Source organism: Chryseobacterium sp. c4a (assembly GCF_009900745.1).
GTDB lineage: Bacteria > Bacteroidota > Bacteroidia > Flavobacteriales > Weeksellaceae > Chryseobacterium.
In genome coordinates this window covers 526,451-539,949 of the sequence record NZ_WXVU01000001.1, presented here as the reverse complement: position 1 = coordinate 539,949, position 13,499 = coordinate 526,451, and the positions used below count along the sequence as shown (strand labels likewise).

Below are 13,499 nucleotides of genomic sequence, written 5' to 3'. Positions count from 1 at the left end.
AAAATTCTAATCAATTTTCAGGGTGAGATTATTATCTGAAGTTCCGTCTGTATTCGCTGCATTGTATGGTATTGTTAACCATCCGGTTTTATTATTCATTACAAACTTAAATCCATAAGTTTTTCCTTTTTCAAACTGAGATTTAGGTACTGCCAATTCAAAAACATTATCCTTTTTGGGAATCATCCGATAAGATGCATCATTCGGATTCCAATTATTAAAATTACCTGCCACAGAAATACTTTTAATAAACTCTGTACTTAAATTTTCAGGATACTGATAGGAAAAAATCACTTTGTCTCCTTCTAACCTATAACCATAGATTTTCTTTTTCAGATCAGGATGAGCAAGCGGTTCAGAAATAGCAATTTCTTCAGCCAATGTATAGGGATCCATCAGATTTTTATTTATAATTCCTGCAATATGATTGACCATCTGATACATTACTGGAAATCCTTTACTTCCGTTATACATCACAATAATCGCCATATTCTGATCCGGGAAGATACTGTATGCACTTACATTTCCACCGGAAAAACCGTATGATCTTGTATTGTTAGAATCCGTAATTTCCCAACCATGCCCAAATTCCCAATCGTTATTTTTATAATCAAATGGTTTCCACATCATTTTTTTTGTTTCCGGTTTCAGAAAATCATTTTTGCTGAAATGGATACTCCACTGTAAAAAAGCAGGAAGGGTAACGGCCAGGCCATTGGAAGAATGAGATCTTAGCCCATGAATAGCCATTAATTTTTCATATTGTTTCTTTTCCGGATTATAAATATACCTCACTACTCTATTAGGAATTTCCTCCACCGAGTTGGAAGAAACTGCCACCTTATTCTTAGAGTCCGGAAATTGATTTTCCAGAATATATTTTTCAAAAGTTTTCCCCGTTATTTTTTCAATAATCATTGTAATCAAAAGGTAATTGGTCTGATTATACCGGTAATGATCTCCGGCTTCAAACTCTATTTTTTCTTTTGATAAGCGATCTATAACCTCATTAGGAGTTGCTTTTTCTGGGAAATCGTTAATATCAAACATATCCGGAAGTCCAGAAGAATGGGAAAGAAGATTTTTCACCTGTATGTTTTCCCAGCCTTTGGGCAGGTTGTCTACATATTTTGAAATTTTATCATTCAACGATACTTTTCCTTCCTCAATAAGTTTAAAAAGACCTATATTGGCAATAAGTTTTGTAATAGAGAATATCCTGAACATGGATGTGGCACTCACTTTCTTACCAGTTTCCAGATTTTCACGCCCATAGTATTGCTGAAATGTCACCTTATCATTTTTTACAATTCCTACGGCCATCCCGGGAATTTCATTGATCTGGATAACATTTTTTATATAGCTGTCAATTGCTTTGGATTGTTCTGCTGTCTGGCTGAAGCCTAAAATGGATATATTAAAAAAAATAGCTGCTAAAACGGATTTCGTCATTGTCTGTTGATCTATTATTGATAAGACATCTAGGAACGTTATTATGTTACAGAATTTTTGAATTTTATTTTAATACACTGTCGGCATATTTCATTTAGGTTTTAGTGATCCTATTTCATACCCTAATTCAGCTAAATAATTCAAACCATTTTGTTTTTCCATTTTATTCTTTCCATTCCAGCCCTTTTCTATTCCTTTTACAATAAATTTTTGAATGTATTTTGGTTCATTGATATTGACATTTTCTAAGGAATCTGTTACTGCATTCATCAAACTGATTCCTGATTTTAGAGGTTGCCCCATGAAATAATGTTCAAAGGTTAGAAAATCAATAATTAATGGAGTCTGTTTTTCACCACTTAAAAATACTTTTACCGTAAGGGTATTAGTTTCGGAAACAGCATCATATTTATCGGTAACAGCATACAAATACTCTGTATGTTCTATCGTTATTTTTCTTAATTTATTTTTCAATCTGCTTTTCTAATTTCTCCAGCCAATCAGTTTCCAGCCGTTTTATCTTCTTTGCTGCTGTATCAAACAGAACCCAAAGTGTACTTGAATCCACTACCAGTTCATTATTACAATAGAATTCTACTTTTCTTGGCTGCTTTGCACCTTCGGGTGTTTGCGGATACGTTTTTACCGTAATAATATCATCCAGATAAACCTGTTTTTTATATCGGATATGATGATCCAGAAGCATCCAGACATCATTTTCATATTCTGTTTTTTGTTTTAAAAGATTCCAGTGTTCGGCAGCAATCTCTTCCACCCAATGTACATATTGAACATTATTCACATGGTTATTTTGGTCTATATGTTCCTGGGTTACTTTGATTTGTTTTTCGTACATTAAATTCATCTTGCTGAAATATTTACTCAAATGTATGATTTAAAAAAAAGTTGTTCAATACTTTTGGAACAAAATAGCTATTTATAAAAAACAAAACGGAATCAGATTGATCTGATTCCGTTTATGATATTCAATAGATTGAAATTATTTTTTAGGCTTAGCTGTTCCAGAAGCACCTAATTTTACTTTTACCTGATCGGTAATATCTTCTCCACCCTCTGTATATACAAGATTGGAACCTCTTGCTGAAATATCAAATACATAGTTTAGGCTTTTTTCTTTAGCCACTGCTGCAATAGCAGTTTTTACTTTTTGTTGTAATGGAGCATACAATTCACTTTGTTTAGTAGAAATTTCCTTAGCCGCTTGTGCTCTTGTATCTTCTATTTTCTTAGCTAAAATATCTAATTCTGCTTGTGCAGCTTCCAATTCTTTAGTCAAAGCAGCTCTGTTCGCTTCCGTTAAAGTCTTTTCTTTATCCTGCGCTGTTTTAAGCTTAGTTTGATATTCATTGATAATTTTATCAATTTCAGCCTGCTTCGTTTTTGTCAGACTATTAACTGTTTCTCCAGCAGCTTTTAGTTCAGGTAAGCTATTGAAAACTTCATCAGTGTTTATATTCCCGATCTTCTGTTGAGCATTAGCAACATTCGCAGTTAAAGTTAATCCTGCTGCAATAAAAAATAATTTAATTAGTTTCATTATAATAATATATACTTTTCGAAAATTTTACTTTTTTTCAGTGTCCAAATATAATATAATTTTTCATTTACAACGATTCTCTTTTTTTCTGCCTAAAGAAGCCATAAACATTGTTAAAAGCCAATCAAATCATTCAAAATATTATCTATAAAAAATAAAGTCCTCCCCAAAAACCGGGGAGGACTTCGAAAATATGTATAATGCAAAAAACTGACTATTAGTGAAACTGTGCTGTTTCTGTAGAATCTTTCATCGCTACGGTAGCTGAAGATCCGTTGGTAACAATATTCTGAACTTCATCAAAATACCCTGTTCCTACGAAAGACTGATGTTTTACAGCACGGAATCCTTTTTGCTGTAAAGCAAACTCACGTTCCTGAAGTTCTGAATATCCTGCCATTCCTCTTTCTTTATAAGCTAAAGCCAACTCAAACATCGCTGTATTCAATGCATGGAATCCTGCTAATGTGATAAATTGGAACTTATACCCCATTTTTGCAAGCTCTTCACGGAAAGTAGACATTTCTTCAACACTCAGTTTAGCAGCCCAATTGAATGAAGGTGAGCAGTTATAAGCCAGCATTTTTCCAGGAAACTGTGCATGAATCCCATCTGCAAATCTTTTAGCCTGCTCTAAATCTGGGTTTGAGGTTTCCATCCAGATCAGATCTGCGTAAGGTGCATAAGATAAACCACGGTCTATCCCTTGCTCTACTCCATTCTTTACGACGTAGAATCCTTCGGATGTTCTTTCTCCTGTTACAAACTTTTTGTCTCTGTCATCAATATCTGAAGTTAATAAGTCTGCTGCATCAGCATCTGTTCTCGCAATAATAAGACTTGGAACTCCCAATACATCTGCCGCCAAACGAGCCGCAATTAATTTATTAATAGCTTCCTGAGTAGGAACTAATACTTTTCCGCCTAAATGGCCACACTTTTTAGCAGAAGAAAGCTGATCTTCAAAGTGTACACCGGCAGCTCCTGCTTCGATCATCTGCTTCATAAGCTCAAATGCATTCAGGTTTCCTCCAAAACCGGCTTCAGCATCTGCAATAATAGGCACAAGATATTCTTTCTCTCCATTACCACTTACAGATTGCACCTGATCTGCTCTTAATAAAGCATTGTTGATTTTCTTCACTACAGAAGGCACTGAGTTCGCCGGGTATAAAGACTGATCCGGATACATTTCTCCAGATAAGTTGGCATCTGCTGCTACCTGCCATCCTGAAAGATAGATCGCTTCCAATCCTGCATCGACCTCCTGAACAGCCTGGTTACCCGTTAAGGCTCCCAATCCTGCTACATAATCTTGGGTATTAAGTTTATCCCAGAATTTTTTAGACATTTCTGTTGCAATGGTGTAATCAATTTTATAAGAACCTCGAAGTTTTAACACTTCTTCTGCTGTGTAAGGTCTTTTTACACCGTTCCAACGTGGGTTTGTTAACCAATCTTGCTCTAGAGCCTGGATTTGTTCTTGTCTTGTTTTCATAATATTTGGATTTTGTTTGTTGAGATATGGGGTTCGAGATGCAGGATACGAGAATTAGAGCGATTAAATGGATATAAAATTCAAACTCTAAAACACTCTGCACTGCTCAAATTAAATAAAAGGATATGCTTTTAGGGTTAAAAATTCTTCAAAATTTTCTGAGAATATCAGTTCATTGAAAAGATTTTTGGCAAGGTTAAATTTTCCATTTTTAAAACGGGCTTCACCAACATATTTTTCAATATTATCCATTTCTTCAGATTCCCATTGAAGAATCATATTTCGGGTTAATGTTCTATCATCACTTAATACAGCTTCATTCTTTAGCCATTGCCAGATTTGTGTTCTTGAAATTTCTGCAGTAGCAGCATCTTCCATTAGATTATAAATAGCTGCTGCACCTATTCCCATCAACCAACTTTCAAGATACAGAATTCCCACATTGATATTTTTTCTCACACCTTTCTCTGTGATTTCACCTTTCGGAATTTCCAGCAGATCACTCTCCTGAATATTGTATTCAAATTTCTTATCGATCTGGTTTTTGGAAGGCATATAATGATCAAAAACATCTTTGGCTACTGAAACTAATGCAGGATGTGCTACCCATGTTCCATCATGTCCGTTTTTCACTTCTCTTTCTTTATCACTTTTTACTTTTTCAAAAGCGATATTATTGGCTTCATCGTCATTTTTCACCGGAATTTGTGCTGCCATTCCGCCCATGGCATGAACATTTCTTTTGTGGCAACCTTCGATCACTCTTTTTGAATAAGCACTCATAAAAGGGGAAGTCATAGTTACCTGATCTCTATCGGGAACAATAAATTCCGGAAGGTTTCTGAATTTTTTGATGTAAGAAAAAATATAATCCCATCTTCCACAATTCAGTCCTGAACTGTGTTCTTTTAGTTCATATAAAATTTCATCAATCTGGAATGAAGCTGTAATGGTTTCAATTAAAACGGTTGCTTTAATTGTACCTTGTGGAATTCCAAGATAATCTTGAGCAAAAACAAATACCTCATTCCACCATCTTGCTTCTTTATAATGTTCTAATTTTGGAAGATAAAAGTACGGGCCACTTCCCTTCTCCAAAAGATTCTTTACATTTCGGAAAAAGTAAATTCCAAAATCCGTAAGTGATCCTGATGCTTCTTCATCATTGATCTTAATATGTTTTTCTGGAAGATGCAATCCTCTTGGGCGTACTAATAGTACAGCGGTCTTTTCATTTAGCTGATAAGCTTTTCCTGCTTCGTTGACAAAATCTATGTTTCGGCTAATTGCATCAGAAAGATTAATCTGTCCCTCCATACAATTTTGCCAAGTTGGTGCACTGCTGTCTTCAAAATCCGCCATGAAGGTAAATGCTCCGGAATTTAAAGCATTAATGATCATTTTACGATCAACAGGCCCTGTAATCTCTACTCTTCTATCTAATAAATCATCAGGCAAAGGTGCGCAAACCCAATTTCCATTTCTGATATCTTCTGTTTCTTTTAGAAATTTTGGAAGTATACCTTGATCAAATTCTTTCTGCGTTTTTTTCCTTTCTTCCAACAGTGCTACTCTCTTATGATTGAAATTCTGATGCAATGCGATTAAAAAATCGATCAAATCTGGAGTGAAAATTTCTTCAAACTGCTTCTGAGCCGTTATTTTTAATTGAGTCTTGGTTTCCATAACATATTGATTTTGTGACTTGATGTTACAAACATAAACAAAAATTTTCACAAATAGCGAACGTTCGCTAAATTTATTTAAAAATTATTATGCGAATAATCGCATCTAATTATTTATATTTGAGTAATGAATCCAGAAAGTGACTTTATCAAAACGGTTTTCGGGCTAAAACTGAAACAACAGAGGCAAAAGAAAAATTGGTCTTTGCAGGATCTTGCTATAAAAACCGGATTATCAAAATCTTACCTCAACGAGATTGAAAATGGAAAGAAATATCCGAAACATGACAAAATCATTCAGCTTTCTGAAGCTTTAAGCTGTACTTTCGATGACCTTGTTTCCACAAAACTGGATAAAAGTCTTGCTCCTTTTAATGAAATCTTACAATCTGATTTTTTTAAGGAAGTTCCTTTGGAATTATTTGGGATCAACAAGAATAACCTCATCAGTATTATTAGTGATGCCCCCAGAAAAGTAACCGCCTTTATTAATGCGTTGATAGAAATTTCTCAGAATTATAACCTTGGGAAGGAAAGGTTCTATTTTGCTGTTTTAAGATCATTCCAGGAATTGTATGACAATTATTTCCCGGAAATTGAAGAAAAAGTAAGCCTATTCACGGAAGAAAATCATCTTCAGATTGATAAAAACTTAAAATCTGATATTCTGGAAAATATTCTTACAGAAACCTTCAGTTATACGATTCAGTCGGAGGATTTTGAAAAATATGGAGCATTAGACAATCTCCGTTCTCTGTTTATTCCTGAAAAGAAATTATTACTTCTGAATAAAAAGCTCGAAAAGGATCAAAAGACATTTATTCTTGCCAAAGAAATAGGATTTAATGTTCTGGAACTGAAAGTTCGTCCTACCACTTATTCATGGCTTGATTTTGGAAGTTTTGAAGAAATTCTGAATAATTTCTATGCTTCTTATTTTGCAGGAGCTTTATTAATTTCAAAGGAACACGCTATTGAAAAAGCGTCTGAGTTTTTTCAACAAAATGCATGGGAGCCCGAGAAGTTTGCGGCTCTTATCAATAGTTTCACAAACTCACCTGAAACTTTTTATTATCGATTAACCAATATTCTTTCTGCTGAAATGGGTATTAAAGACTTATTCTATTTATGTCTGGTTAAAAAGAAAGGTTCAGAAAAAATTCAAATACTTAAAGAACTTCACCTTAATCATCAACAGGCTCCTCACGCGAACGCCACCAATGAACATTATTGCAGAAGGTGGATCGCTGTAAAAAACCTCCATCATTTAAAGGAAAATGAAACGCTTACAGATGCCCAAATCTCTCATTACAAAGATCAGGGAATAAGCTATCTTGTGATTTCTACCTCTCAAAAAAATCCTTTTTCTGACGGCAGCAATAGAAGTTATTGCTTGGGAATCTTGCTCAATACACAAACGATCAAAAAAATTGGTTTTATAAAATCACCTTCGCTAAAAACCATTAATGTAGGGGTAACCTGTGAATCCTGCAGCATCCCGGATTGTGAGGTAAGACAGGCTCCACCGGTACGATTGGAAAAGGAACATTTTAATCTAAGCATGAAAAATGCTATTGAGAAAATCAGAAAGGATTTTTAAATTGAAACCTGAGTGTCTGAGTGTTTGAAATAGAGACTGAAAACTATTTCATATCTTAGTAAAAACACACTTATGATATTAGACTTGCTCTTTCCCAACCGATGCCTTCATTGCAACAGAATCATTGAAGCAGATCTTTTGGTTTGTGATGTATGCTTTAATCAAATTCATTTTACACATTATGATTATTTCGAAAGCAACCCGGTTAAAGAAAAGTGCAAAACTCTTTTCCCCGTTGAGAATACCTATGCACTCATACAATTTGAAAAAGAAAGTTTAAGCCGAAAAATCATTCATGAATTAAAATACAAAAACAGAGAAATAACAGGAAAAATTCTTGCCAACTGGACTACTGAACGACTGGATTTTAAAGACCAGCGACCAGATCTTTTGGTAAGTGTTCCTTTACACCCTAAAAAATTGAGAGCAAGAGGATACAATCAACTTCATTTGTTTACAGAAACGCTTTCAAAACACTACGAAATACCATTTGATCATCATTTGATTAAAAGAAATCACTATTCCAAAGCCCAAGCTTTAAAGGATAAACAACATCGGCTCAAAACCATTCATACATTTTCTGTGACCCAACCCATTACAGGAAAACACATTCTATTGATTGATGATGTTTTTACAACAGGAACTACTGTTTCATCTATTGCCTGGGAAATTTTAAATATTGGTAATAATAAGGTGAGCATACTGGTGATGGCTATGGATGTTTAAAAGACAGTCATTGTTGTGAGTGAGCTTATTGACAAAATTAAAAACACTTTTTTAAGGCACCACTCCATACAAAATTGGCCGTACTTTACCCAAGAGGATTTGTACGACCAAATTATGTTTGAACTTAATAAAAGATTTCTGGAATTTTTCTTAAAATTATCTTTGCAATTTTTCTCCGTAGCTTAGATCTCCGGCATCACCTAATCCTGGAGTGATGTATCCTTTTGATGTTAAATCTTCATCAATAGCTCCTACCCAGATATGAGCATCAGGATATGCATTCTGAACGGTTTCTACCCCTTGTCTTGAAGCAATCGCTGCTACGATGTGAAGCTGGGTTGGGTTTCCATTAGTAAGCAAATCTTTGATTGCTTCTATGAGTGAAGCTCCGGTTGCTAACATAGGATCTGCTACGATAAGAGGTCTTCCTTCAATATTAGGGCAAGTAAGATAATCCTGTTTGATGGAGAAATAATCGTTGGCATCGTGCTTTCTGTAAGCCGCAACGAAACCGCAGTCTGCTCTGTCAAGATAATTAAGAATTCCTTCAAATAATGGCACACCTGCTCTTAAAATAGTTGTAATCACTGGCTGTACAGCAATTTCTCTGCTTTTGATGGTATCTAAAGGAGTTTGGATTTCAACATCTCTTACTTCCAGTCCTTTGCTGATTTCAAAGGCCGCAATTTCTCCGATTCGTTCCATATTTCTTCGGAATCTCATTCGGTCATGCTGAACTTCAACGTTTCGAAGTTCATTAATCCATTCATTAACAAGGGAAAAATTTTGCGATAAAATAGTAAGCATGAAGATTTTAGGTTTTTAATTAGAGTTAGTAAACATTAATTGCAGCAAAATTACAACTAAAAAACGAATTTGCAGATTGAACATGAGTGGAAATACACTATATTTATGTAATTTTCCCAACACATATATGATATTTTTTAATGATGAAAAGCCTGATTTTAGGTAAAATCAGTCCGGAGTTTATAAAAGATGAAACTCTGCCTGAATTATTAGTTCCTACCTTTGAAAAATATAAAGACAAAACGGCCTTTATATTTAAAGATAAAAAAATCTCCTATGCTGAATTAGACAGCTGGAGTAATACTGTCGCTGCACAATTACAAAGCCAGGGCATACAGCCTGGTGATCGTGTAGGAGTCTGGTATCCCAGAAGCCTTGAACTTCCTGTTGCCATACTTGGAATTTTAAAAGCCGGTGCCTCTTACATTCCTTTAGACAGGGAAATGCCGGAAGACAGAATTAAGAAAGTTTTTACTGATATCAATGTTAAAACTTATTTTTCTGATACAGATGCTCATATCCACTGTGCGCCATCAGCAATTCCAGCCCAACCTCAAGGAATCGTTCCTGCTCCTAATAACATTCCAGATCCGGATAACTGGGCTTATGTATTATTTACTTCAGGAAGTACAGGAAATCCTAAGGGAATTCCTATTTCCCACCGAAATATATGCCATCTGATCCGTTCTGAACAAGATTTTCTAGGAATAAAAGACACAGATATTGTCTATCAAGGGTTCTCGGTTTCTTTTGATATGTGGTGCGAAGAAGTATGGATCAGTCTTTTTGCCGGAGCTACCATTTGGATCGCCGATGCTACTACTGTAAAAGCTATTGATGAACTCAGCCAGGTTTTAACAGAAAATAAAATCACGGTACTTCATGCTGTGCCTAGTATTTTGGCTATTATTGATGAAGTTCCCAACATACGGTTTATTAATACAGGTGGAGAAGCCTGTACTCAACAAGTTCAGGAAAAATGGGCAAAGCCTTACAGAATTTTTATTAATAGCTATGGCCCTACAGAAACTACTGTTTCCTCCAACATGGTTAAGCTGACGATTCAGGATGAGCTCACTATTGGCCCACCTCTTCCCAATTATCATATCGCTGTAGTTGATGAAAATATGAATATCGTTCCCCGAGGAGAACGTGGTGAAATGATTATTTCCGGGCCGGGGGTAAGTAATGGATATTTTAATCTTCCGGAACTCACTGAGCAAAAATTTCTATCTAATCCTTTTCCTGAGCTTCCAGGAGATAAAATCTATAAAACAGGTGACGCTGTTGTCATCAGAGAAGATGGGTTCATTGATTTTCAAGGGAGGATAGATGATCAAATTAAACTTCGAGGTTATAGAATTGAACTTGGAGAAATAGAAACACGCCTGAATCAACTTCAGGATGTCTCTTCAGCTGCTGTAGCGGTAAAAGAGGACTCCAACGGACAGGGACAGCTTGTTGGGTATGCTGTTATGAGCAACGACACCTCATTTGATGAAAATAAAATGAGAAAAGAGCTGGCTAAATTTCTGGCTCCCTATATGGTTCCTATTTCCATTGTTCAGATGAAGGAAATGCCAAGGATGCCAAGTGGTAAGATTGACAGAAAACGCCTTCCTATCCCGGAAAGCTTTACTGTTCATGAAAAGAATGAAGATATAAAGATTGATTCTGAAGCTCCTGTAGAAGAAAGATTATTACAGACTCTAAAATGGGTCTTTCCGGGAAAAGAAATTAATTTGAATCAAGATTTTTTTACAGATCTTGGCGGACATTCTCTCCTTGCTGCGACACTGGTATCCCATTTACGTCAAAAAGCAGGAATTCCAACCGCTTCATTGAAGGAGATTTATGAAAATCGTCCCTTATCTGCCTATTCAGAATGTCTTAAAAATAAGCAAAGCCAAAAAGCATCACATCATGAACCTTTCCACAGGGTTTCAACATTACAGTATATCGCTTGTAATATTGCTCAAACCATAAGCCTTCTGGTAGTGTTTGCCTTATTGAGTATTCAAATATTCTTTCCCTATTTAAGTTATTATTATTTTCAGCTTAATGGCTATGGGTTACATTATGCCTTATTGAGTGCATTTTTATTGTATACTTTAATTCCGCCAGTATACTCACTCATTATTGTTTTGACCAAATGGTTAGTGATTGGCAAAATCAAGGAAGGAGATTACCCGCTTTGGAGCTGGTATTATTTCAGATGGTGGCTATGGAAAACCATCAAAAGACTGATGCCTTCTGAATTTATTGTGGAAACCCCTTTATATCCTAAATATTTAAGATTACTTGGTGTAAAAGTGCATCCAAGTGCGCAGCTCAGTTTATTGCCTATTGCTGCAGAGGATCTTGTTACCATTGATGAAAATGTAAATACCAGCTCAGGCTGCAGCATTGATAATGCTTCTGTTGAAAATGGTATTCTAAGAATCCGAAAAGTTCATATCAAAGCTCATTCTTATCTGGGATCTTCCGTAATCGTATGTGGAGATACAGTAATTGAAGAGTTTGGTGAGCTTCAGGATTTAAGCTGCTTGAATGAAGGTGGAAAAATTGGGTTCGGTGAAGTATGGAATGGCAGTCCCGCTGAAAAGATAAGAGTAAAAACAGGAGAAGAAGTTGAAATTCCAAAACTATCATCAGCTGCCAAGAGAAACAGATATGCATTGCTTTATTCGTGTTCTTTATTTTTCTTTCCACTTCTGATCGTTTTGCCACTAGCACCAACGTTGTATACCCTGTATTATCTGGATGACCGTTCCTCTGACTATAGTTTTTATTATCTATGGCAGGCTCCTATACTTTCCACTGTGTATATTTTACTGTTTATAGCAGTAGTAAGCATTCTTACAAGAATCTTACAATATAAAATGAAACCGGGAATCTATCCTGTATACAGTTTTACCTATTACAGAAAATGGATCAAGGATCAGATCTTTAATCTATCGCTTATTATTGTGCATCCGCTTTTTGCTTCAATCTATATCAGTAAATTTTATAGAATGATGGGTGCAAAAGTGGGGAAAAATGCTGAAATATCAACAGCCAGCGATGTTTCACACCATCTTTTGGAAATTGGTGAAGGCTCTTTTATTGCTGATGCCGTTATTCTTGGAGAACATGATGTGAGAAATGAAAAATTAATTTTATCCAAAACAACCATTGGAAATAACAGTTTTGTAGGAAACAGCGGACTTATTCCACAAGGATATGAATTGGGTGACAATATGCTGATTGGTGTATTGAGCAAAGCGCCTTCTGAAGATCAACTTAAAAACTCTTCTGAAAGAGACTGGTTCGGCTCTCCGCCAATAGGTCTACCTTCAAGACAGAAATCGGATGTATTTCAGGATAATCTTACCTACAATCCACCTTTTAGTCTGAAATTAGCAAGAGCAATTGTAGAAGGAATCAGAATCATTCTTCCACAAACCGTTATTATTATATGCAGTGTTTTATTTATTGCTTATACTAGTACTTATCTTGAAGGGAAAATAGTATATCTATTATTACTTGCTCCGTTTTATTATCTGGGAATAGTTGCTCTACCTTCTTTCTTCTTTACAGCATTATTAAAATGGATATTTATAGGAAAATATAAGAAAACCGAAATGCCCATGTACAGTCTGAAAGTATGGCTAAGTGAAGGAATAACCACAATATACGAAGCTCTTCCGGTACAATTCTTCCTTGATTTCCTTCGTGGCACATGGTGGCTGCCTTTCTTTATGCGTTTTCTAGGCGTAAAAATCGGTAAAAAAGTATGGCTTAATACGACTGACATTACAGAGTTCGACATGGTATCCATCGGTGATGAATCTATGCTGAATGAAGACTGTGGCCCTCAAACCCATCTTTTTGAAGACAGAATCATGAAGGTAGGAAGTGTAAAAATTGGAAGCCAGACTACGATTAATTCCAGAACGATTATTTTATATGATACGGAAATTGGAAACAATGTTAATATTGACCCTCTTTCCCTCGTGATGAAAGGAGAAGTTCTTTCTGATAATACTTCATGGTACGGAAGCCCATTAAGAGGAAAATAATTAAGATGGAAGTCTGAAGATGGAAGTTATCTTACGCATTAGAATTTATATTGATCATTTTATTGATTTTTTAAATACAATAGCTTCCCTCTTCCTGCCTCCCCTCTCTATA

The 13,499-nt window shown here is 35.5% G+C and carries 10 protein-coding genes; 3 read left to right on the top strand and 7 right to left on the bottom strand.

Translation table 11 applies throughout. The annotated features are described in order from the left end of the window. Positions 1 to 6 precede the first annotated feature (6 nt). The 6 genes from GTR01_RS02435 to aceB form a co-directional block, all read right to left on the bottom strand. Complete coding sequence (locus GTR01_RS02435; RefSeq protein ID WP_160136277.1) at positions 7 to 1,452, bottom strand: serine hydrolase; 1,446 nt, start codon at positions 1,450 to 1,452, stop codon at positions 7 to 9. Positions 1,453 to 1,542: 90 nt separating this feature from the next. Continuing rightward, positions 1,543 to 1,926, bottom strand: a complete 384-nt coding sequence (locus tag GTR01_RS02430; RefSeq protein WP_160136276.1) for a hypothetical protein — start codon at positions 1,924 to 1,926, stop codon at positions 1,543 to 1,545. Beyond that, complete coding sequence (locus GTR01_RS02425) at positions 1,916 to 2,317, bottom strand: acyl-CoA thioesterase (RefSeq protein ID WP_160136275.1); 402 nt, start codon at positions 2,315 to 2,317, stop codon at positions 1,916 to 1,918. The genes GTR01_RS02430 and GTR01_RS02425 overlap by 11 nt, the downstream gene beginning before the upstream one ends. 135 nt (positions 2,318 to 2,452) lie before the next feature. Beyond that, a complete protein-coding gene (locus GTR01_RS02420) occupies positions 2,453 to 3,010 on the bottom strand; it encodes an OmpH family outer membrane protein (protein ID WP_160136274.1) in 558 nt (185 codons plus the stop codon). A gap of 217 nt (positions 3,011 to 3,227) precedes the next feature. Beyond that, entirely contained in the window at positions 3,228 to 4,508 is a 1,281-nt protein-coding gene (gene aceA / locus GTR01_RS02415; protein WP_160136273.1) for an isocitrate lyase, read from the bottom strand. A gap of 111 nt (positions 4,509 to 4,619) precedes the next feature. Continuing rightward, positions 4,620 to 6,194 carry a malate synthase A gene (aceB, locus tag GTR01_RS02410; RefSeq protein WP_160136272.1) on the bottom strand — a complete coding sequence of 525 codons (1,575 nt, stop codon included), beginning with the start codon at positions 6,192 to 6,194 and terminating at the stop codon, positions 4,620 to 4,622. Positions 6,195 to 6,320: 126 nt separating this feature from the next. Between aceB and GTR01_RS02405 the strand changes: the two genes are divergently transcribed. Both GTR01_RS02405 and GTR01_RS02400 read left to right on the top strand, forming a co-directional pair. Next, positions 6,321 to 7,793 carry a helix-turn-helix domain-containing protein gene (locus tag GTR01_RS02405; RefSeq protein ID WP_160136271.1) on the top strand — a complete coding sequence of 491 codons (1,473 nt, stop codon included), beginning with the start codon at positions 6,321 to 6,323 and terminating at the stop codon, positions 7,791 to 7,793. A 72-nt stretch (positions 7,794 to 7,865) separates the two neighbouring features. Then, positions 7,866 to 8,519: a ComF family protein gene (locus tag GTR01_RS02400; RefSeq protein ID WP_160136270.1), complete on the top strand. Its 654-nt coding sequence runs from the start codon at positions 7,866 to 7,868 to the stop codon at positions 8,517 to 8,519. A gap of 156 nt (positions 8,520 to 8,675) precedes the next feature. Here the strand turns inward: GTR01_RS02400 and upp are convergent, their stop codons facing one another. Further along, entirely contained in the window at positions 8,676 to 9,326 is a 651-nt protein-coding gene (gene upp / locus GTR01_RS02395) for a uracil phosphoribosyltransferase (RefSeq protein ID WP_160136269.1), read from the bottom strand. Between the two features lie 140 nt (positions 9,327 to 9,466). Between upp and GTR01_RS02390 the strand changes: the two genes are divergently transcribed. Continuing rightward, entirely contained in the window at positions 9,467 to 13,387 is a 3,921-nt protein-coding gene (locus GTR01_RS02390) for a Pls/PosA family non-ribosomal peptide synthetase (RefSeq protein WP_160136268.1), read from the top strand. The last annotated feature ends 112 nt before the right edge of the window (positions 13,388 to 13,499 follow it).

Excerpts from the sequence above, each read along its gene's own strand:
- aceA (WP_160136273.1), bottom strand. The coding sequence starts at position 4,508 with ATGAAAACAAGACAAGAACAAATCCAGGCTCTAGAGCAAGATTGGTTA.
- GTR01_RS02405 (WP_160136271.1), top strand. The coding sequence starts at position 6,321 with ATGAATCCAGAAAGTGACTTTATCAAAACGGTTTTCGGGCTAAAACTG.
- GTR01_RS02400 (WP_160136270.1), top strand. The coding sequence starts at position 7,866 with ATGATATTAGACTTGCTCTTTCCCAACCGATGCCTTCATTGCAACAGA.
- aceB (WP_160136272.1), bottom strand. The coding sequence starts at position 6,194 with ATGGAAACCAAGACTCAATTAAAAATAACGGCTCAGAAGCAGTTTGAA.
- GTR01_RS02390 (WP_160136268.1), top strand. The coding sequence starts at position 9,467 with ATGATGAAAAGCCTGATTTTAGGTAAAATCAGTCCGGAGTTTATAAAA.
- GTR01_RS02435 (WP_160136277.1), bottom strand. The coding sequence starts at position 1,452 with ATGACGAAATCCGTTTTAGCAGCTATTTTTTTTAATATATCCATTTTA.
- upp (WP_160136269.1), bottom strand. The coding sequence starts at position 9,326 with ATGCTTACTATTTTATCGCAAAATTTTTCCCTTGTTAATGAATGGATT.
- GTR01_RS02420 (WP_160136274.1), bottom strand. The coding sequence starts at position 3,010 with ATGAAACTAATTAAATTATTTTTTATTGCAGCAGGATTAACTTTAACT.
- GTR01_RS02425 (WP_160136275.1), bottom strand. The coding sequence starts at position 2,317 with ATGAATTTAATGTACGAAAAACAAATCAAAGTAACCCAGGAACATATA.